The sequence below is a fragment of the Salinarchaeum sp. IM2453 genome, assembly GCF_019693215.1.
Lineage (GTDB): Archaea > Halobacteriota > Halobacteria > Halobacteriales > Salinarchaeaceae > IM2453.
This window is the reverse complement of sequence record NZ_CP081183.1, coordinates 821,520-842,020: the sequence shown is the minus strand read 5'-3', so window position 1 is coordinate 842,020 and position 20,501 is coordinate 821,520. Positions and strand designations below refer to the sequence as shown.

The following is a 20,501-nucleotide window of genomic DNA, read 5'->3' as shown; positions in this document are numbered from 1 at the left end:
AATTATATCTTTCGTCGGCGATATTAACCTTGTTCTGTCGGTCCAAGAGTTGATTGCTGCTGTTTGTCTTTCGAGTGTGCCCGAACCCACAGCGATCCGAGCTGCGATAACCGAGTTCGATGCGACTTTCCGTGCCGCTCCTGTTTGATATACCCTTTTCCATTCTGCCCAAGCCGGTCAACTGTGTAAATTACCTTAGATCGGAAACTGTCAGTATACTCTTCTCCCAACTCTTTGGCCAGTGCTTTAGCAAGTTCTGAGACCGACTTGAACTCTCCTTCTTCACCAAGCTTGAATAGGATTACTTCCTCAAATGGCTTCACATTCCGAAATGAAGCAACTGGTATCTCGACAATATGACTGTTACCAATCTTTTTTGCCCCAATTGTCGTACCTCGCTCATCAAACTCAGCAAGCAACTCCTCGGCGGAATCCAATCGTTCCTTAATTCGACTATTATCAACTGTCTTGTTACTGTTTATTATTTCAGAAAGCACATCGACTTGATTCCGAAGTTCCTCAGCAAGTTCTGTTTCAAGATATTTCTCAGGGGCAGTATAATATGTATGTACTTCCTCCCGATCATCATCTCGCTCGACAATAATTGAGTGAGCCGCAGCTGCAAACGCAAACGAGACTGTTCGAGGCATTGCTGACACGTTGACCCAAACTTCGTTACCTCCGTCCAGTTCAGAGCCAATCAAGTCAAATGCCTGCTCAAACGCTGCATCGTAGTCATAAACGTCCTCAACAAGCACCCGCTCCGTTTCTGCTCCGAGAAGATTTTGAAAGTCCTGCTCAAGTTTCATTGTCAGACGCTTTGAGTACTCGACATTTGCTTGGCTCCCAACAGCACCTTTGAGCAGTACTACCCGGTCGACTTCACGTTGATCACGAATCAACGGCGCAATTAGTCGATCATAATCGAATCCGACCGGGACGATGTGCGTTTGCATGTATACGATATTATTCACTCTCCAGATAAACCTCTATCGAGAATATAGCCAGAAATCATAGGATTGGCACCAAGACAGTTCACAGATCAATTCCTGCACTTCATATCTCGTATTCCGATACATGTATTGTCATAAGCCCTATATTTACTCCAAATGAGCATGCGTGTGTTTGCTAGTATCGATCTTCCCGAGTCTTTTGTCTCTGACATTGAAGCTGTTCAATCACGTATCGACAGTGCTTCTGGAATCAAACTCACTGATCCAACTCAAGCACATATTACTCTAAAATTCTTTGGTGATGTCTCGTCTGAGAAAGCAGACGATATTTCTAGTCTGATTTCCTCGGCTGTTTCAGATGCTGGTACTGGTTCATTTGACGTGTCTATTACCAAATTAGGTGTATTTCCCTCCCTTGATTATATCAGCATTGTTTGGCTTGGTGTCGGCGATGGTGCTAATGAGATAACTACACTTCACGAGGAAATTGAAAAGCAAGCTGTCAATGCCGGATTTGATCCTGAGGATAATGATTTCACACCACACGTCACAATTGCCCGAATGAAACATGCAGGCGGGAAAGAGAGTGTCCAAGATATGGTTCGGGATAAGTCACCTGATATAGGGTCGTTTAACGTAGATACCATCCAACTCAAGGAGTCAACACTCACACAGGACGGCCCGGTGTATTCCACGATTGAATCGTTTGAATTATAATTCACGGCAATTTTGAAATAAAGTCCCCGGTTTCAGACACGGGTGGATGTCAACGCTGAAGTGGTGAATCTGGAGGAATCGTAATTCCTCGATATCGACATAGGTCTCGGGCCCGGTCTCGCAAGTCCGCCGGATCAGGTAAGTCTTGGCTATGTACTGTTTCGACAATGACCCAGCCCATCAGATCATCATGCGTTTCTTCATCAGCATGCTGGTGGATTGCTTGCAGTATTTTCCGATATTCTTCCCGAAAGTCTATTTGATCACTGTCTTCGCTTTCTTCGATTGCCCGATGGACCTTTCGAATCCGGTGAATCGCATACGACGGTGAAGCCATATCCATTATCTGAATACGGTATACATGTGAATGTTCCGCATAACGACCTCCAGAATCTTCTATCTCTTACTGCGGAGGATGACTGCTCTAATCGTCGAACTCAAAACGATTTGATATAGCGATATATGATTTATGAAATGCGTAACTCTACAGAAAAAGCAGGCCGAGTGCCTCGGGGCTTGACCCCGAACGGTTCACGTTGAACGTATCACGAACTACAGTCAGGTCGAAGCATACATTCAGCAACTACGAGATTAATTATCGCTCTAAAAATAGTGAACCTTCGTGCCTCGTATATCGATGGTTTCTAAAGCTAGAAAGGAGCGGAAGGACTTCCGTCATCTTCGGTGTCCTCTGTATCGTCGCCCACATCTGGATACGGTGATGGTCCGAATGATCCTCCACCTCCACCAGCATTTGCTTCGACTTTTTCAATCTCTGGAATTTCTTCGACCATTCGACTCTTGATAGCCTGCACTGTCATCGGCGAAATACCACACCCGCTACAAGCCCCTCCAAGACGAATTGAAACTGTACCTGACTCTGGATCAACATTCTCCACAGCGGCTGTTCCTCCGTGCATCTGAATCTGTGGAAAGTTTCGTCGGAGGAAATTCGTTACTTCTGTTTCCAAGTCTTCCGTCTCCTGTGTATCTGTGCTCATGGTAACCATATTATGGACCTATTCATCTTAGGTCTTGGGGAACAGTGGCTCAGCAGTATATCAACAGTCAACGCGACGACTTCGAGATCAACCCTGAGGTGCGTTTATTATCGAGGCTGTCGACTTCAGTCGTCCGATCGACTTCTCGTTACAGCGGTATCGAGGCAAAAGCCCCCACCGGCTTTAGCCGTGTGGAGGAGGCCAAAGCAGCTCTGATGTACCAGTATTTCTGAGTGAGCTGTTTTATTTTCCTTGAGATTTGTTCAATAATATCCGTGAGGTTATCCCCGGCAGTTGGTGTTGTAACTATCATTGATCCGGGTGCAATACTGTGAAGTACCTCGGGGACAAGCCCCGAGGCACTCGGTCTGTTCCATCTGTAGAAAATTGGCTTTTCAGAGTCTGAAATTATGTGACCGATATTTATTTATTGAAATGCCATAAACTGTATTGCGCTATATCAAATACTGTAGATCTGATAATCGCAGTTCAAGCGGGAACAATCTCCAGTTCTCAGCTTCGTTCCACCGTTAACGGGTGATTTTTGCCTCTCAGTCGCTATAATCCTCAAAATACAGTAGTATCACAGCCAAAATTCTCTGGCTTTGGTCGAAGACTGTACATAAATCAACCTATTTGCTTCAAGGTACTCGAAGACGGTCTATTCTTCCCGTTGTCGCTTGAGTGTTCTTTCCACTACATCGAGAAATGTCTCTTCGGTTCCAGACGGTATCGTTGCTCCGGCGGCAATTGTATGTCCTCCTCCTTCTCCTTCAACTGCATTGGCAGCTTCGTACATTACTTCAGAAAGATCGACTCCTTTCCCCGTTAGTTCTGATGTAGCCCGCGCAGAGACCTTGACCGTATCGTCTGTCTTATTTGCAAATGCAATAATTGGTCTGTCTCGGCTTACTCCCTCTACTCCGAGCGCCATGCCTGCAACGATTCCAACAATGGTTTCTTTGATATTGTCTTGTGCGTGGAACCATTGACACTGATTCTCACGCTCGACCCCGGTGTTTTCAACCCACGTAACCCCTTCTGAGAGATTTCTCCGGTGATTTCGCAGCAGCCTTTGTGACTTCTCATATGCTTTGTCGCGATCTCCAAGGCACACGGCTAAGCCTACATCTGCCCGTTCGTACCGTGCTGTTGCGTTCAATAACGTTGAGAATTCACTTGCGTCCCGTAGTTCTGTTCCCTCTTGCTCGGTACTGAGAATATATGACTCTCCGATCAACTGATCAATTTTTTGAGTCGATATCCCTTTCGTCATTGCCTTCTGGATCAGCGCACTGGCAAGAGTCTTCTTCGAGGACTCTGAAAGATCGACCCAACGCTTCCAGGACTCATCGGATCGCACCTCAATATCAAGCCCATCAAGAAACTGGACTGTTCCATTTCTGTCTCCAGTGATTCCTGGAATCCGAATATCGCCCGCATATGCCAATAGATCTGGCAACTCTCGTGTCTGTTTTCCGTACAGTGACAAATCTGTCTGTGTCTTCAGTACCCCAGTTTGTACTCCCTCTTCAACAATTGCTGTATTTGCTCCGGTTAGTGTACCATTCGTAAGCTGTCGATCCCCGATGGCGCCGACAATTGCAAGCGCAGCCAAATCCTTATTCGCACCCTCAGTGTCTTCCAATGCTCTGGAAAGTACGTACGTTGTTCCTGCTCCAGACAATTCTGCAGCTCCATCGATTCCTTCAAGCAATGGGTTCAGGTGATATTGAATTTCTACATCCACGGGCTGATGGTGGTCGACGACGACGGGGGTAAATGCGTCCTTAGCATATTTTTTGATGTCACGGAGTTGTCCACTCCCGAAATCAGTAAACAGGACTGTATCTGCACCCAGCTCAGAGATTTGCTTGATTCCTTCTCCGTCTAATTGCTTTCTGAACACTACTTGATGCGGAATCTCGCATCGTTTCAGTGTCTCTGTGGCAACTGCTGCACTTGTTAACCCATCTGCATCAATATGTGATGCAACAACAACTTCGTCTGCATTCATAACTGCCTCTGCACATCGCGCGGCACGATCAGCTAATTCCGGAACTGGCCCCGACATTGCGTATATATATCTGAAAGACTCCACCTACAAAAACAGGTCGAGTATTCTTGATTCCCGTAATTCTTCGAATTTGAATATAAACTGAACTAAGTATCACATAATATACATGTGTTATGCTTGTTCTGGGGAATATACTCGTACTCAAGACACTACATCCTCAGCCGAAGGCAAAAGGGTGCATCAGCGAACCTACAAGTCCCCAGCCGCACTAATTCAACGAGGATTATCCACAAAGGGAATCCGACGGCCCCGAACGCTAAAAGGAGTTAAGGTGCTCTGGTTTCGACTCCATTTTCTGTTCCAATAATAATCTGGTCTGCCATTTCAATGAACAACCCATGCTCCAATACTCCCGGTAATGCACTCAACTTTTTAGCTAATTTCCTTGGCTGTTGAATTTCACCGAACGCACAATCAAGGATCATGTTGCCATTGTCTGTGATTACTGGGCCGCTCTTTTCATCTGCAATTCGTAGTGATGGGGTACCACCAAGCTGACGAATCCGTTCATAGACGACAGAACGAGCACTTGGAAGTACCTCAACTGGGACAGGATAGTCCGGTGTTGAGACCATCTTCGATTCGTCTACAATAATCTCCAGACGCTCTGCGGCGCTGTCGACGATTTTTTCTCTTGTGTGTGCGGCGCCACCTCCCTTGACAATAATATTATTATCACCAACCTGATCGGCTCCATCAATCGCTATATCGATTGCCTCAACCTGATCCAAATCAACCACTGAAATCCCTTCGTCTATTGCTATTTTTCGTGCTTGAAATGAGGTCGGCACCCCTTTAATTTCGATTGCACGCTCAGCAAGTTCTCGAATCGCGAATGCTGCTGTACTCCCTGATCCTAACCCAACAACGTCTCCATCTGTGACAGATTCTACCGCCTTTTTTGCGGCTCGTTGCTTTAGTTGTTCCATACCAGTGTAGTTTTCCTCCCTCACAATAGCCTTTCAGGTCTCGATCCGATCTAAGATCGCATCAGATTCGTACGCTAGTGAAATTGACCGTGATCGCCCACGTCCATCCAATTCTGCATACTTTGTTTCGACAACACCGAGCTCCTCAAGCTTACTGAGTATCTCTGAGTAGCGAGTATATCCAAGATCAGTTTTTGCATGAAATTGCTCGTAAATCTCTCCTGCCTGCTTCCCTTCGTGCTCCGCAATTACCCCGAGAAGTGAAGTTTCACTCTCCGAAAGTGTCTGGAGACTGTGATCAAGATGTACGTACTTAGCTGTCTCATATGCTTCTTCGATATCTTCTAATTCGACAGTCTTGCTTCCGCGCATTTCTGCGTTCAACCCTGCTCGATGCAGTAGGTCAATTCCAACCCGAAGATCACCATTCTCGGCAGTATATTTCGCAACCTTATCTAATGGCCGTGAGCCAATAACGTCATCACGAAAGCCTTTGTCAACACGCTCTTGGAGAATATCGACAATTTCACTCTGACCATATGTCGGGAAGTAAATCTTCTCCGGGCGAAACACGCTCTGTACACGACTATCAAGCTCTGCGACAGGCTTTAGATCTGGATCTGATGAGACTGTGATTACCCCAATTCGTGCGCCGCCTTGTTCTTCGTGCGCTCGTAACAATGAGTATAATGTTCCTGATGCTTCGTTTTCGTAGAAGAGATAATTAATATCGTCAAGAGCGACAATTAGCACCTCATCTTCTTCTACAAGTTTATCTGTCACTTGACTGAATAGTTTCTTGAACGAAACACCGCTCTTTGGCGGTTCATAATCAAATGCGTGCTTAAATAATTGGGAGAAGACCGAATACCGTGTATCGTTTACTTGGCAATTAATACGGGTCGTTGAGATATCTGACACCGTCGCTAACTCATCAAATATTTTCTTAATTGCTGTTGTTTTCCCCGTTCCAGGTGGGCCACGAACTAGTGCATTAAGCGGCCGGGACCCTCGCGTCGCTGGACGAAGTGCGTACTTTAGCTTCTCCATCTGGGTATCACGGTGCTTGAAGGTCTCCGGAACAAAATCAATCTCGAACACACGTTCATCCCGGAAGATGGTCTCGTCCCAAGAGAGCATCCCCGAGTTGGGATCCTCTGCCATTACTTTCACCACGCTTCCCCAGAGACTTAACTCTTACAGCGGTAGCGAGGACGCCCACGGCTTCAGTCGTGGGGGAATGTCAAAACGATTGCACTATCTGAACATAGTTGCCGTGTTCACGTATTGTATAATTTCACATGCTTTAGAGCCTATTAACCCTATTATCCAATAATATCCTACTTCTTATCACCTGAATTTTATTTTTCTTAAAGCACAAATGTCATACTTTTTAAAACGACTACCATGATTATTCACAAGAGTTAGGTAGCTATATTGTGTTCATTTCTGGTAATGGCACAAACCTTTCTTGTTGCAATCGATGGTACAACCGAGTCAGAACGCGCACTTGACCATGCCGCGGAAATTGCTGTGGCAATGAATGCGGATATTGATATAGTTCATGCGGTCCATCCCGATATATACAAAGAGTCTGATACACCAGCTCCTGCTAACCGAGCTAAAGGCTATGAGCGCGATTTGGTCAAAAGTGTACAGGCAGCTGAGGCTCGGGGAAGGGAAGCACTTGAAGATGCGGTCGACTCTGTTCCAGATGAAGTCTCTGTTACCTCATCGCTGCTTTACGGTAATCCTGTTAACGAAATTGTTGATTATGCCACAAATAATGAGATTGATGCTATATATGTTGGGCACAGAGGCGAGTCGATCCGTAACGACCATTTAGTTGGAAGTGTCGCTCAAGCCATTGTCCAGCGCGCACAGGTTCCGGTCACTGTTGTTCGATAAACATTCCGTGCTCCTGTCACTCACAGCAGTACTGACACATAAAACGTATAGTATTCTTGCTCCTTATCTGGCAAAACGCGATAGTATTCAGAATTTCTCAAGTAGGCTCTGATAAAATCCAGTTTCATGCTCTTCTGCTAATTTCTCTACAATCAACTCTGGTGTTGACCTAGCCAGATGATCCTTTTTCGGTGACCGATCAACAATTAATTCTCCATTTTCTAGTCCTCTTGCTTCGATTCCGTCAACCGGCAGTTTGACTTTAGCTGCCTCTTGAATCTCTTTTGCTAAGTGAGAGACAAATACTGCGGTTGTGTCACTCTCTGAGAGTGTCTCAAGAATTCCAGCAATAATCTTGGCGCTTGCCCCTGGCTCGGTGATTGATTCCAGCTCATCGACCAGCACTAATGCACCTTTGTCGCCAGTCGCTAATTCGGCGAACTCTCTTACTGTTGACTCAAATGCCCCGGCGTCAAGTGTTCCCTGTGTCTTAGCGTGGTAATATAGCGCTTCAAATGGCGTTAGTCGAACAGAATTTGCTGGCACAGGTAATCCCATCTGTGCCAGAATTACGATTGCACTCACAAGATCCAGTGTCGATGTCTTGCCACCACTGTTGACTCCAGATAATAGGACCACTCCTTCAACACTGTAATCTACCGGTTCGATCTCATTCCAATCCTCATTTAGCAATGGATTCTTACCATCCTGAATTTCGAATTGCCGCCTCTCCTGCTCCCAGATAAACTCTGGTGTCACACAGTCAAAATCGGCAGCAAATTGTGCAATTGCGAGTTCTACATCAAGGTCAAGTGCTGTTTGAACCAGCTCTTCTGCTGCTGGTTCAAATTCGCTTAACTCCTCAGCGATCTCTCGTTTGAGTCGCTCAGACCGTTGGTTTCGAGCTGTTTTTAGCGTTTCTCGGAGTCGGTCGACTGCCTCCTCATTATATTCAACTGGAAACGTCGGCCGTTCTGGAAACACACGCTTGGCTTGTTCGGCTTCATGTCCCTCTAACTGTAGTGCATCAATCAAGTGGTTTCGGGCCTGCTCAATGGCATCAGCGTACTCCTCTGATAGTTCCCTTGTAAGAATTGAATCGACTCCAGCTCCTTGTTCAACAAGTGAAAGTAAATCAGATCCCTCCACAGTTACATCCCGCTCTCGGATTGATGACTGCAGGTTATCGTTTGCGACACTTGCAGCAGTCGAAACCGCTGCGTCTATATCATTGACTGCAGCATCCAGTCGATCAAACTCTTCATCTCCGATTGGTGTTCCTGTTTCGTCGATTTGATTGAGTGTAGACTCAAGCTTCTCAACATCGCATGGAGGATCAATATCTGCCTCTTGGTGAACTGCGGTTGCTGCTTGAATCTGCTGTTTATTATTCGCGAAAAACGCCAGCGTTCTTTCTGGAACTGTCTTCGCTGGCGTTTCTAATGCGTCAGGGTCAACCCGTACGTCGCCTTCTACATCAACGCCCGCAAACGTTTCATCAAGTGCAACCACTGTTGAATACCCCCGAGCAAGCTCTGCTAGCTCACGTGTGTTATCAATCACTTCAACTGGTAGCTCGGGGATTGCTTGCTGTGCAGTTCGGTATGTTTCTGCTTCTGTTGTTGCTAAACACCGTTCTCGGACGCGAACTTGTTGTGGCTGTTCAAGTGGTTCAACGTCTTCTAATGCGGACGTAATTGCATTACTCGGCGTTCTACTCAATGCTTCATCAACTAACCCCCGAACCTCATCGACGCGCGACTTAGCGGTCGATGGGTACAGTGTCTTCATCCGCTGTTCAGCGTAATTCGTCACTGCGCGATTAGTTAGCATCTCTAATAACTGCTCATAAATCTCCTTGGCACGGTGTGTCTTTAGAAAATCACCCTCTTCGCCATGCCGTTTTTTAATTGCATTTCGAACTATATTTGCGGCTCTACCGGTACTAATTCCATCCGCAGTTGCTACTGTCGCCACGTCTTCAGCCTGTAACGCTGCGTGTGGATCATCCAACTCTTGCAATGCCGCAGCAGTTTTTTCTCCAACACCTGGAATTGCTTCCAGTTCCATCGAGTGTTCGGTACTCATGCAGGGGCAAAATATATTTGTGTTTTTCTGGCGCTTATGCGATAATCTCTATGGACGTTTTATAACAAACAATACTCTCATTTGAGTCAACTTAAATTTTGCAGGCTACGTCCCCGTCCTCAAAGAGCCGCCAACAACAGTGAGTAGGCAGAGGTAGTTCACTCCCTCTTCGCACATTTGATCCCTTCCTCCGGCTAAAGTCGATGGAATCTCGCTTTGCTACCGCTGTGATTCTCATACATGTTTGTTGCACATCGTATTTTTGAGACGATGTGCTTTTTTCTCTTGGACCGGAGTATTATCTGATGACTGAGGCAATCGAGCGCGAACTCTCGTCGGCTACTGAGGAAAAACTCAATGCTGCCAAACAACAACTCGCAGGGTACGACAGTGCTTTAGTTGCTTTCTCAGGTGGCGTTGATTCAGGCGTTGTTGCAGCTATTGCGTACGATGTTTTAGGTGAGGACGCAGTTGCGTGTACAGCCCGAAGTGAAACTCTCCCGGAAGCAGAACTTGAGACAGCACAAAGCGTCGCAGACGAGATCGGAATTCCGCATGATATTGTTTCCTTTTCTGAACTTGAGTCGGACGCATTTGTTTCGAACGATGATGAACGGTGCTATCACTGTCGCTCAATGCGGCTATCGGAGATGTCTAAGCGAGCTAATGAACTTGATGTGGACGTTGTCTGTGAGGGTACAAATGTCTCTGATTTTGACGCTGGCCACCGACCAGGGTTAGCTGCAGTCCAAGAATTAGATGCTATTTCCCCGTTAGCTGACAATGACCTCAATAAGTCGGAAGTGCGGGATATTGCGGAGCACTACGAACTTTCTGTTGCAGATAAACCTTCAATGGCATGCTTGTCTTCCCGCATTCCTACTGGAATTGAAGTAACTGAGGAACGGCTATCACGGGTTGAAAAAGCAGAACAATTCCTTCGATCATGGGGATTTAAACAGTTCCGTGTTCGTGATCACGACGGACTTGCTCGAATTGAAGTCAATCAGGCTGAACTCGATGTAGCGCTATCACAGGACTTTGCTAGTGCTGCTGAGCATCACCTCCGTGAACTCGGATTTGATCACGTCACCCTTGACCTTGCTGGTTATCAAACGGGAAGTGTTAGCCCAGATAACTAATTCGTGCCTGTCCATCTTAGTAACAGCAGTGTCCCTTCAAACAGAATAATCATCGTAACTGCAAGCATAAGTGGTGCCATTCCCGTTGGGTCTGGTCCAAACAGGAACGCAACGCTGGCGAATCCCATGTAGAAATACAACCGTCGATTTTCCAGCCATCGTCGTGTTGTGATTCCCATCATAATCGCAAGTACGATTGCTAGTGGAATCTGGAAAATAACGGCAAGCATCCCCATCATGATAATGATGAGGTTCATTGTATCTTGCAACTGGAATGCAATCTCAATGGCGCCTGTTCCTTCTGTGTATGTAATAAAGTACGTAAACAGCAATGGAAGTACAACAAAGTACGCAAAGAGCACTCCAATGACGCCCAGTACAAAACTCAATGGTACTGATGCAAGATAGTATCGTCGCTCACGCGGGTACAGTCCCGGACGCATGAACCGATAAATCTGATATATCGCAATTGGAAATGCTATAACCAGTCCAGCAATTGCTGCCAGTTTTAATCTGGTAATCAGGAACTCAAGTGGACCGTATATATGTGGTGGTGTACATCCTGCTAGATCTCCGCCAACATCCTGACATGCCTCAACAGTTCCGTCATGGATGTCGTACCACATCTGAATAATTACATCATCTGTAAGTGGCACTATCGCTAGCGTTACGATCGTTGCTGATACTGCAACAACAACCAGTCGGAGGAACATCTCCTCGATATGTTCCGTGATCGGCATTTCTTCGTCGTCCGGCGGAGCTTCCACACCACCAGTAGTTCCCCCGTCAGGGCGGACCTTGTTGCCATTTTCGGCGGTCCCTCGACTATTATTGTCATCTAATTGTGGGACTTCCGACTCCTCCGACATCTCAACAAAGGTACAGCCACGGGTCATTATAGGCTTTTTTGTTGACGGGCAGTACACCTACATAATCTTTCGCACCATCTTGAATTTGACTCGGTGATATGGAGAAGATTGATAATAACTAGATTGCAATATCAATCACTGATGGGTTCGGTTGTCGACGAGGATACAGCACAAACCATCAACGAAACCCGAGATACTGCTATAGAGCTCTTCGAGAGTGCTAGGACTGAGCTTCAAAAAGTATTCATTGTCTTTGTGATCGTACTGGTTGGCACCATCATCGCTATGCGAGCGTATGTGTGGGAGTATCTCGAATCCGTTGCCGTCTCATATCTTTCGGCAGCAGATGCGGCACAAGTTGATATTGTTGCTCGTACGCCTTTTGACGTATTACTGATGCAGGCTAAAATAGGGTTGATCCTTGGCATCATCGCCGCAATAATTACTGCTGGGTATCTTGGTAGAAAAGCAATTCTCAGACGTGTTGACCAGCGAGCGAATGTGACTCGGGGTCGTATCTACGGATTCGTATTTTTCTCGTTATCGCTTGCTATCGCTGGTGCAATCTATGCATACAGTGTTTTCTTTCCGGTTATGTTTCGTATATTGATCGAACAAGCGCTCCAAGCAAGTGTTAAGCCGAGCTTTGGTGTTGTTAGGTTTACCGAGTTTCTTCTCTTCCTAACGCTCTCTTTCGCAATCGCTGCACAGCTACCACTCTTCATCGGCGCACTCACGTACTCTGAAATTGTAAAATACGAAACGTTCCGAGATAACTGGCGATATGCTGTTTTGGGGATCTTTGTGTTTGGGATGATCTTCTCTCCGCCAGACCCGTTCACACTGCTTATGTGGGCGTTCCCGCTGATTGCACTCTATCTGTTCAGTCTTGGAATCGGTAAGATTGTGACAAATATCAGCAGGGCACGCAGAAATGATAGCGCGATTGATATCGCACGCTACACAACCAAGGCAAAGTATGTTGGATATGGATTTGCTACTGGTACTCTACTCACATTCGGCGTGTTCGTCACTGGTATCGCTGAGTCCCTTTACTCTACCCTTGATACTGGGCTTTCGCTTCCGTATCTCGGCACTATTGTTTCTGTTGAACTGTTAGCTACTGAAGCTACTCTTTCACAGGTCTGGACAAGCATACAGGTTGGAACTCTTGTTGGAGGTATTATCCTGTTTACTCAGCTGGTTTCTATTCTTAGGGAACCAGTTGTTCAACCGTTATATGCCGGAGCACGAATGGATCCTGAGGAAATTGATCTCTCTCAACTTGACGTCAACGAAGTAAAACAGGCTCCTGATGCAACGTTTGCAGCCCTGTCAGAAGACGATGCGGTACAACTTGCGCGAGACAGTATGGAGTCCAATCCTGAGAAAGCAGAGCTCATTCTCAATCGATGGGAGGAGGTTCAACAAGAGTCTGAGGAAGATACTACAACAAGTGACGGCCAGGAAACTGAAGAAGAAGATGAAGATCTACTCCGGGATACCGCTGCTGGTGTCGTTGATGCCTTCAGTGAAGACCGGACAACAGAGGATGATATCGGTGGATATCTTTACGATATCCAGTTTATTGCTAACAGCCTTCGATCCCGGATGTTTGTCCTGTTTGGAGTATTCCTCGGTGTTTTTCTTGCGGCATTCTCGTATTTCTACTACCGAGGTATTGGCGATGTTATGTCTCAGTTTACCTCTCGAGTCCCTGAAGAGCAATTTCAACCTGGCGCAGGAGATGCTCCAACCGCCTCAATCGATTATGTCGTTGCATTACACCCTGTTGAAGTCCTAATCTTTATCGTTAAGTTTAGTGGAATTCTTGCAATCATCGCTACACTTCCACTGCTCTTGTATTATGCGTGGCCTGCTATCCAGAATCGTGGGTTCGTAAGCACAGAAGGCGACAGACGCGGCTTCCTTGTCTGGGGTGCTACGCTTCTTGGTATTATCCTTGGAGGTACTGTCCTTGGATTTGTGTATATTGCGCCTGTAACCGTGTCGTACCTAGTTACTGATGCTCTTGAGTCAGGCGTTGTAATCTCATATAGAATCCGTAATCTGCTTTGGTTTGTGTTCTTCCTTACGATCGGTATTGGACTGTTTTTCGCTATTCCAGTCTCTGTTCTTATCTTCCATTACACAGGAATTGCCAGCTTTGAGTGGATGTATGAGACGTGGCGGCCGATTATCGTCGGTCTTCTCATCCTTGGAGCACTCCTTACGCCGGGTAGCATCATCACGATGCTGCTCTTGGTAATTCCATTGATTATTGCCTACAGTATTGGAGTTGGGCTACTGTGGGTCCTTACGTATCCTTCCAGAGCTAGAAACGTAGATGCACAAACCTCGTGAACATTTTATTACTAAATTCGCTCTGCAAAGCCAAAATTCGCTTTACAGTCAGTGACCCTAACATCAATTGACTCCCCTTCATTCGCACCTGACACAAAGAGCGTATACCCCTCAACTGTCGTGATTCCATCTCCTTCTTGTCCAGTATCTGTGATTTCCACTGTTAGTTCATCGCCCGGACGAACAGGTGCTGTTAGGAATGACCTTGCGATAAGGTAAATCTCAGAAGATTCATCACGAGACGCTTCTGGAGTATATCGCCGAACGTATTCAAAATCCTCTTCAAGTTCTGCTTCTAGATCGTCAAGATCTCGGCCCTGGAAGACCTTAATTACGAGGTCACCTCCTGCCCGTAGCACAGCCTGTCCAACGTTGGCTGCCTGTTTTGCTAAGTAGACTGATCGGGCATGATCAAGATCATAATCTCCCGACATATTCGGTGCCATATCCGACAACACTACATCAACAGGACCATTTTGCTTTCCTTCTGGCTGAATACCCGTTACAGATTCGACTGTACTGGTTATTCGCTCATGTGTCTCCTCTTCGGTAATGTCTCCGCGAAGTAACTCAACTGTTGCCTCTGTGTCTTCTAGTGGATCAATTCGTTGCCGATCAACCCCAACCACTGTTCCTGTTTTTCCAACTTTTTCAGCGGCAACCTGCATCCATCCACCAGGTGCTGCCCCAAGATCAACCACTACTGCTCCATCATCAAATAATCCCACCTCTGAATCAATCTGTTTTAGCTTGTATGCTGACCGGGCCCGATATCCTTCCTGTTTTGCCCGATTGTAATAATCATCTTTTCGAGCCATTATTCATTCATTAATAGCCCATCCGGTTGGATATGCATGTCGTTGTTCTTTCACCTATATTGTATTTACTCAATTTGTTGAATATTCAACCGTTATTTTTATTAGCGGGTGTTATTACTAGTTAATATAATGTCGAAAACGCAGCTAGAGCACGCCAGATCTGGCACTATTACTGCTGCGATGGAACGTGTTGCAGACCGAGAACAGGTTGAGTCCGAGACAATTCGGGAGGCTGTTGCCTCTGGAGATGCAGTTATTCCAGCAAATCCATCCCATGAGTCGCTTGATCCTATCGTCATTGGTCGAGAATTTTCAACAAAAGTGAACGCCAATATTGGAACTAGCTCTCTTAGTGATGATCTGGGCGCTGAACGAGACAAACTCCAAACAGCACTGGACTACGGTGCAGACACCGTAATGGACCTTTCAACGGAAGGGCCACTTGACAAGATTCGCAAGGATCACATTGCCCGTAGTCCTATCCCAATTGGAACTGTTCCAATTTATGCTGCAGCAACAACCGTTGATAGTCATACTGAACTTACACAGAATCAGTTGCTAACTGAAATTGAATCACAAGCTCGACAAGGTGTCGACTATATGACGATCCACGCTGGCCTTCTGAAGGAACACCTGTCGTATGCTGATGACCGCCTTACGGGAATTGTGTCGCGTGGAGGATCGATTCTTGCAGCATGGATGGATGAACACGATGCAGAAAACCCATTGTACACTGCATACGATGATATTTGCCAGATTCTTCGTGAGCACGACGTAACAATCAGTCTTGGTGATGGACTCCGTCCCGGTTCAATTGCAGATGCAGGTGACGCTGCTCAATATGCTGAACTGGACGTTCTTGGCGAGCTAACTACGCGGGCGAAAGAGCACGGTGTGCAAGTCATGATTGAAGGACCAGGGCACATGACGTTTGATCAAATTGCAGACGATGTGAAACGACAACAGGAGATATGTGACGGAGCGCCATATTATGTCCTCGGTCCCGTTGTGACTGATATTGCCCCTGGATACGATCATATCACCAGTGCTATTGGTGGAACTGAAGCTGCTCGGGCTGGTGCGGCAATGCTCTGTTATGTAACGCCAGCTGAACATCTTGGCCTTCCAGACGAATCCGATGTTCGAGAAGGAATTATCGCCGCTCGCATTGCCGCGCATGCAGCAGACATTGCCACTGGCACTCCCCACGACTGGGATAACGCTCTTTCGAGCGCTCGTGCTTCATTCAATTGGCCTCGACAATTTGAACTTGCGATTGATTCTGAACGTGCCCATGATGGATTCAAATCAGATGATTCTGATGATGATCAGTCAGAGTCTACACAGCAACGATTCTGCTCAATGTGTGGTGTTGAGTATTGCTCGATGCGTATCGATCAAGATCGAAAAGACACAACAGAATCTGATACATCAGCAGATATTACTGCTATTCAAGACTCAGATGCTCCGCATCAAAATCTTCCAGATATCTCTGAGGAGATCGACTTTTCGTCCTGTCCTGCCCATATCCCATAGCTCAAATTGATCCATCTGGAAATCGTGTCTCTGTCAACTGCCTCGGGGTCAAGCCCCGAGGCTTGTTAGTTGACTCCCGTTCTAACCGAGAAGTACTCGGTAGGTCTGGTCTGACCATTCACGTTCAACGTCCCTAACTTCGAGGGGCTGGTTGACGGACAGCCCGTAACTCACAACACATCTGGCTGCGAGTTACTAGTTTCGAATACGATTTTAAACTCTTTGAATATGTTGTATTCGGTTGCGTGTCGGCTTCCTCCACGGGGTCAAGTCGTTCGAGCATCTTCGATTCTCGTGATCACGGAAATCGGAGATTTCCGGACGACCCCGTGGCATCCGCCTTGATATTCTGTGAACTTCCCCCGCCCTACTCTGCTCGGGCTGCACCCTCTTTGTTGAGGACGGGGCTTCCTGTCTTTCGAACAGGACTTTCTGATTCCACGACGGCACTTGCAGACACTTCATGGGTGGCATCCGTGTCCACAGCGGTGCCAGTCTCCGCAGGCGTTGCTTTGGATTGTCCAAATCCTACTTGCTGGTGACGGGAAATAGAGTCTGACCGCGGTTATAATCCCACTCGAAGCCAACCTCATGAGTAAACCCCGTCACAATTCAGTGTTTGCTAGCAATTGAGTTGACTGTTTTTGCTGTGGCTAAGTGACGGCTGTATCCCCGCACTACTCACTCCTTGAGGACGGGGACGTAGCCTGCAAAAGTTAAATTTGAGGTAACATATATTCACTCTCGTCACCTATATTTCATAATGAGCTCGTCCAATGCTGTTCTTTTATTCGATGGGAACTGTCAGTTCTGTTCTCGTGCAGCAGCCATTGCGCAAAGAACAGCAAGAACTGAGGTTGTACCGTGGGAACACGAAGCAGCGCAGATCTTTTTATCCGCACAATTTGATTCGATTCCCTTTTCCTTGGTCCTTGCTGACTTCAAACATCAGGAAGTTCATGTTGGTCGGAACGCTGCTCGTAAGATAAGTGACAGAGCTGGTCTCCCGTCATTCGCAGCCGGTGCCATCGAAACAAATTATGAGTCATTGGCACAGCTGACTCGTGAAACATCAGACGCAAAGCCGGACTTTGACTTGGTGCACGAAACTGTTGCTATGACCGAAAATGCTTTTCATCAGCTTGATGATTTGCTGGCTGCTGCTGGCTCAGTTTGATCCAATATTGCCATCTAATAAAATGCCACATCAACTGACGTCGAACTGAGGAGTTTTTTTGTATTCACCTATAGTGAGTATATATGAGCACCCGCGAGACACTGTCGTTAGCGACACGCCGATCGGACCTCGCTCTTCGACAGTCTGCATCTGTTCAGTCGGTACTGGAAGATTATCGATACAATGTTGAACTACTTGAAGTGGAGACAACTGGGGACCAAATTCGAGATGAGCTTATACAGAATCTCGGTAAGACCGGTGCATTCGTCCGAAGTCTTGACGAACGTGTTCTCTTCTCTGAAGCTGACGCAGCTGTTCACTCTATGAAAGATGTTCCGACAGATATGCCAGACGAGCTAACGATTGCTGCTATCCCTGAACGAGAACGCCGAAATGATGTACTGGTTTCTCCTGATGGAGCGGCGATTGATGATCTGCCAAGCAATGCAACCGTTGGGACGTCGAGTCTCCGACGAAAGGCGCAACTACTCGCTGTACGCCCAGATATCGATGTACAGCCGCTCCGTGGAAATGTTGACACTCGCATCAAGAAGCTTCTTGCTCCATCGCTTCAGGCTGAACATGAAAAGCGCCTTGAGGCAGAGGAAAGTGATGACGATACTGGCGAATCGTTTGATCAAGATCTGGATGAGTGGTTCAATGGACTAGCTGAAATTGAACGAGAAGCTCTTGAACAAGAGGTATCAACAGAGTATGATGCAATTGTTCTTGCGGAAGCAGGACTCCGCCGCTCTGGCCTTCTCCGTCATTTAAACTATCAGCGTCTTCCGGAATCTGATTTTGTTCCTGCTCCCGGCCAAGGAGCAATCGCTGTTTCCGCCGCTGATAAGGATGTCATTGAAATCATACGGACGCATCTTGATGATGCTGTTAGTCGTACTGAGGTGATCGTTGAACGAACAATCCTCTCTGAACTTGGCGGTGGATGTGTCGCACCGCTTGGTATCTCGGCAGTTGTTCAAGGTCAGTATGTCCATACTACTGTGCATGTTCTTTCCCAAGATGCATCTGATGTTATCTTAGAGGCCCGTGACCTTCCAATCGAGCGACATCGAGAGGCGGCCATCGAGTTTGCCAATTCACTCCGTGAGAAAGGTGCTGCAGATATTATTGAAGCCGCAAAAAAGCAATACTAAATAATGTCTGGATCAGCTCAACAATCATCTGAATCGAGGCCTACCGTTGCTGTATTCCGGCCAGATGATGAGCGGATTGATACTGCTGTCGAGTTGCTTACAGAGGCTGGATTTGATCCAGTTCCAGATCCGATGCTTGCAATTACTCCTACCGGATCTCTTCCATCTCCTAATGCAGATTACATCGTATTTACGAGCAAAACCGGTGTTGATATCATCTCAGATGCAGATTGGACCCCGAATACTGATGCGAAAATCGTTGCTATCGGAACGTCGACTGCTGATGCCTTGCGAACGGCTGGGTATCCTGTTGATCGGATCCCAGAGACATACACCTCTTCCGGCCTCGTCACTGAACTCCGAACAGATATGCCCGGTGCTACCGTGGAAGTGGCTCGGAGTGATCATGGAAGCGATGTGCTAATTGATGGTCTTGAAGATGCCGGAGCCACTGTCTCTGAAACTATTTTGTATACACTTAATCGTCCAGACGATGCCGGTGTCTCAGTTGATCTACTTATTGACGGTAAATTGGACGCAATTCTATTTACATCCTCACTCACGGTTACCCACTTTATAGACGTTGCAACTGAACGACAGACCCTCTCGGATCTCAAAAATCAACTACGTTCTGTTACTGTCGGTGTCATAGGCCCTCCAACGGCTGATACAGCAGCAAGCAACGAGATTGATGTTGACTTTGTTGCATCTACAGCCGACTTTGAAGTCCTTGTTTCAGAGCTTCAGGATCACTTTTCTGAAAACTAATCCCGCGCGTTTTATGCTTCCAAACCTGTTTGATGTGAGTATGAGCGAAGCCGACGCTGAACTGTCGATGGGACGAGAAGATGTCTGGGTTGAAAAATACCGGCCACAGCAACTTTCGGAAGTCGTAGGACACGAAGCAATTATCGACCGGATTAGTGCGTACGTCGACGATAATGACTTATCTAACCTCCTTTTTGCTGGCCCTGCAGGCACTGGAAAAACAACCACAGCGTTAGCAATCGCGCGTGAAATTTATGGTGATGATTGGCAGAATCACTTCCTTGAACTAAATGCATCTGATCAACGTGGTATCGATGTTGTCCGAGGTCGGATCAAAGATTTTGCCCGATCGTCGTTTGGTGACTACGAATTCCGTATTATCTTCCTTGATGAGGCAGACGCACTGTGTGTACCACCGGGTACTGAGGTTATCACTGGTGACCCATCGTCCCCCGAGATTAAACCAATTGAAGATGTTTCCAGCACAGGAGAGCAAATCCCTTCGGTTGATTTTGAAACCAATGAAATTCAATCGGATGTCGGAAAACAGGTTGACTCTGGTGTTGCGGATTTCTTTGAGCTCACACTGTGTGATGGTCGGTCCATGCAGGCAAGCCTGACTCATCCATTCTTTGTCGTAGATGATAATGGATACCTTGTTGAGAAGGAACTTCGTGAACTCTCAGCAGGGGACAAAATCGCTGACTTCAGCCAGGAGATTGGTGTTTCTCCGTGTGAGAACTGTGGCCGATGGACCACCAAACAATACTGTTCTTCCGACTGCACAGGTGACCATACTGGTGATACGCCGGCACACACAGCTCCCACGAATATATCACCTAATCAAGCGTCTGAGACGATTGTTTCTGACGGTGGGCTAAAAACTGTCTCAACAGCCCCTATCGATCAAATCGAGTACAGTCACCGTGGAAAAGCATACAACATCAGCATGGAAGGAACACCAAACTTTATGCTTTCCAACGGCATCTTGACCCAC

Annotated in this window: 17 protein-coding genes and 1 pseudogene; 9 read left to right on the top strand and 9 right to left on the bottom strand. The window is 46.8% G+C overall.

What is annotated here, in order from left to right; genetic code table 11:
- Positions 1-23: 23 nt before the first annotated feature.
- Positions 24-956, bottom strand: a complete 933-nt coding sequence (locus tag K0C01_RS03925) for an HFX_2341 family transcriptional regulator (protein WP_221170738.1) — start codon at positions 954-956, stop codon at positions 24-26.
- 159 nt (positions 957-1,115) lie between these two features.
- Between K0C01_RS03925 and thpR the strand changes: the two genes are divergently transcribed.
- On the top strand, positions 1,116-1,670 hold the full coding sequence (gene thpR / locus K0C01_RS03920) for an RNA 2',3'-cyclic phosphodiesterase (RefSeq protein ID WP_221171191.1): 555 nt from the start codon (positions 1,116-1,118) through the stop codon (positions 1,668-1,670).
- A gap of 49 nt (positions 1,671-1,719) precedes the next feature.
- On the opposite strand, the gene K0C01_RS03915 is transcribed toward thpR, so the two are convergent.
- The 5 genes from K0C01_RS03915 to K0C01_RS03895 all read right to left on the bottom strand — a co-directional run bounded on the left by K0C01_RS03915 (position 1,720) and on the right by K0C01_RS03895 (position 6,841).
- On the bottom strand, positions 1,720-2,007 hold the full coding sequence (locus K0C01_RS03915) for a hypothetical protein (RefSeq protein ID WP_221170737.1): 288 nt from the start codon (positions 2,005-2,007) through the stop codon (positions 1,720-1,722).
- Between the two features lie 313 nt (positions 2,008-2,320).
- Positions 2,321-2,671, bottom strand: coding sequence for a NifU family protein (locus tag K0C01_RS03910; protein WP_221170736.1), 351 nt, complete (start codon positions 2,669-2,671; stop codon positions 2,321-2,323).
- A 661-nt stretch (positions 2,672-3,332) separates the two neighbouring features.
- Positions 3,333-4,745 (bottom strand): RecJ family nuclease, encoded by a 1,413-nt coding sequence (locus K0C01_RS03905; RefSeq protein WP_221170735.1) that lies wholly within the window; start codon positions 4,743-4,745, stop codon positions 3,333-3,335.
- 269 nt (positions 4,746-5,014) lie between these two features.
- Positions 5,015-5,677, bottom strand: coding sequence for a ribose-5-phosphate isomerase RpiA (rpiA, locus tag K0C01_RS03900; RefSeq protein ID WP_221170734.1), 663 nt, complete (start codon positions 5,675-5,677; stop codon positions 5,015-5,017).
- A 33-nt stretch (positions 5,678-5,710) separates the two neighbouring features.
- Positions 5,711-6,841, bottom strand: coding sequence for an ORC1-type DNA replication protein (locus K0C01_RS03895; RefSeq protein WP_221170733.1), 1,131 nt, complete (start codon positions 6,839-6,841; stop codon positions 5,711-5,713).
- A gap of 291 nt (positions 6,842-7,132) precedes the next feature.
- Here K0C01_RS03895 and K0C01_RS03890 point away from each other — a divergent pair, with 291 nt between their 5' ends.
- Complete coding sequence (locus tag K0C01_RS03890) at positions 7,133-7,585, top strand: universal stress protein (protein ID WP_221170732.1); 453 nt, start codon at positions 7,133-7,135, stop codon at positions 7,583-7,585.
- Positions 7,586-7,672: 87 nt separating this feature from the next.
- On the opposite strand, the gene K0C01_RS03885 is transcribed toward K0C01_RS03890, so the two are convergent.
- Entirely contained in the window at positions 7,673-9,655 is a 1,983-nt protein-coding gene (locus K0C01_RS03885) for a MutS-related protein (protein ID WP_221171190.1), read from the bottom strand.
- Between the two features lie 323 nt (positions 9,656-9,978).
- Here K0C01_RS03885 and larE point away from each other — a divergent pair, with 323 nt between their 5' ends.
- A complete protein-coding gene (gene larE / locus K0C01_RS03880; RefSeq protein ID WP_221170731.1) occupies positions 9,979-10,815 on the top strand; it encodes an ATP-dependent sacrificial sulfur transferase LarE in 837 nt (278 codons plus the stop codon).
- Here the strand turns inward: larE and K0C01_RS03875 are convergent.
- Positions 10,812-11,684, bottom strand: coding sequence for a twin-arginine translocase subunit TatC (locus K0C01_RS03875; RefSeq protein ID WP_221170730.1), 873 nt, complete (start codon positions 11,682-11,684; stop codon positions 10,812-10,814). The genes larE and K0C01_RS03875 overlap by 4 nt on opposite strands.
- A 141-nt stretch (positions 11,685-11,825) precedes the next feature.
- Here K0C01_RS03875 and K0C01_RS03870 point away from each other — a divergent pair, with 141 nt between their 5' ends.
- Complete coding sequence (locus K0C01_RS03870; protein ID WP_221170729.1) at positions 11,826-14,048, top strand: twin-arginine translocase subunit TatC; 2,223 nt, start codon at positions 11,826-11,828, stop codon at positions 14,046-14,048.
- Positions 14,049-14,059: 11 nt separating this feature from the next.
- Here K0C01_RS03870 and K0C01_RS03865 read toward each other — a convergent pair whose 3' ends face one another.
- Positions 14,060-14,866 (bottom strand): 23S rRNA (uridine(2552)-2'-O)-methyltransferase, encoded by an 807-nt coding sequence (locus tag K0C01_RS03865; protein WP_221170728.1) that lies wholly within the window; start codon positions 14,864-14,866, stop codon positions 14,060-14,062.
- Between the two features lie 129 nt (positions 14,867-14,995).
- Here K0C01_RS03865 and thiC point away from each other — a divergent pair, with 129 nt between their 5' ends.
- The 5 genes and pseudogenes from thiC to K0C01_RS13055 form a co-directional block, all read left to right on the top strand.
- A complete protein-coding gene (gene thiC, locus K0C01_RS03860; protein ID WP_221170727.1) occupies positions 14,996-16,402 on the top strand; it encodes a phosphomethylpyrimidine synthase ThiC in 1,407 nt (468 codons plus the stop codon).
- Positions 16,403-17,165: 763 nt separating this feature from the next.
- Positions 17,166-17,579, top strand: a complete 414-nt coding sequence (locus tag K0C01_RS03855; RefSeq protein WP_221170726.1) for a thiol-disulfide oxidoreductase DCC family protein — start codon at positions 17,166-17,168, stop codon at positions 17,577-17,579.
- Between the two features lie 83 nt (positions 17,580-17,662).
- The gene (gene hemC / locus K0C01_RS03850) at positions 17,663-18,736 is read left to right on the top strand and encodes a hydroxymethylbilane synthase (RefSeq protein WP_221170725.1); all 1,074 of its coding nucleotides are present in this window, start codon (positions 17,663-17,665) and stop codon (positions 18,734-18,736) included.
- 3 nt (positions 18,737-18,739) lie between these two features.
- Complete coding sequence (locus K0C01_RS03845; protein ID WP_221170724.1) at positions 18,740-19,504, top strand: uroporphyrinogen-III synthase; 765 nt, start codon at positions 18,740-18,742, stop codon at positions 19,502-19,504.
- Positions 19,428-20,501 (top strand): annotated as a pseudogene (locus K0C01_RS13055) (AAA family ATPase); the annotation flags it as partial. The gene K0C01_RS03845 and the pseudogene K0C01_RS13055, both read left to right, overlap by 77 nt.

Bases quoted from the DNA above. Each gene is read 5' to 3' on its own strand.
- K0C01_RS03865 (WP_221170728.1), bottom strand. From the start codon at position 14,866: ATGGCTCGAAAAGATGATTATTACAATCGGGCAAAACAGGAAGGATAT.
- thiC (WP_221170727.1), top strand. From the start codon at position 14,996: ATGTCGAAAACGCAGCTAGAGCACGCCAGATCTGGCACTATTACTGCT.
- K0C01_RS03910 (WP_221170736.1), bottom strand. From the start codon at position 2,671: ATGAGCACAGATACACAGGAGACGGAAGACTTGGAAACAGAAGTAACG.
- K0C01_RS03915 (WP_221170737.1), bottom strand. From the start codon at position 2,007: ATGGCTTCACCGTCGTATGCGATTCACCGGATTCGAAAGGTCCATCGG.
- K0C01_RS03875 (WP_221170730.1), bottom strand. From the start codon at position 11,684: ATGTCGGAGGAGTCGGAAGTCCCACAATTAGATGACAATAATAGTCGA.
- larE (WP_221170731.1), top strand. From the start codon at position 9,979: ATGACTGAGGCAATCGAGCGCGAACTCTCGTCGGCTACTGAGGAAAAA.
- hemC (WP_221170725.1), top strand. From the start codon at position 17,663: ATGAGCACCCGCGAGACACTGTCGTTAGCGACACGCCGATCGGACCTC.
- K0C01_RS03855 (WP_221170726.1), top strand. From the start codon at position 17,166: ATGAGCTCGTCCAATGCTGTTCTTTTATTCGATGGGAACTGTCAGTTC.
- rpiA (WP_221170734.1), bottom strand. From the start codon at position 5,677: ATGGAACAACTAAAGCAACGAGCCGCAAAAAAGGCGGTAGAATCTGTC.
- K0C01_RS03890 (WP_221170732.1), top strand. From the start codon at position 7,133: ATGGCACAAACCTTTCTTGTTGCAATCGATGGTACAACCGAGTCAGAA.
- K0C01_RS03905 (WP_221170735.1), bottom strand. From the start codon at position 4,745: ATGTCGGGGCCAGTTCCGGAATTAGCTGATCGTGCCGCGCGATGTGCA.
- K0C01_RS03925 (WP_221170738.1), bottom strand. From the start codon at position 956: ATGCAAACGCACATCGTCCCGGTCGGATTCGATTATGATCGACTAATT.
- K0C01_RS03845 (WP_221170724.1), top strand. From the start codon at position 18,740: ATGTCTGGATCAGCTCAACAATCATCTGAATCGAGGCCTACCGTTGCT.
- K0C01_RS03895 (WP_221170733.1), bottom strand. From the start codon at position 6,841: ATGGCAGAGGATCCCAACTCGGGGATGCTCTCTTGGGACGAGACCATC.
- K0C01_RS03885 (WP_221171190.1), bottom strand. From the start codon at position 9,655: ATGGAACTGGAAGCAATTCCAGGTGTTGGAGAAAAAACTGCTGCGGCA.
- thpR (WP_221171191.1), top strand. From the start codon at position 1,116: ATGCGTGTGTTTGCTAGTATCGATCTTCCCGAGTCTTTTGTCTCTGAC.
- K0C01_RS03870 (WP_221170729.1), top strand. From the start codon at position 11,826: ATGGGTTCGGTTGTCGACGAGGATACAGCACAAACCATCAACGAAACC.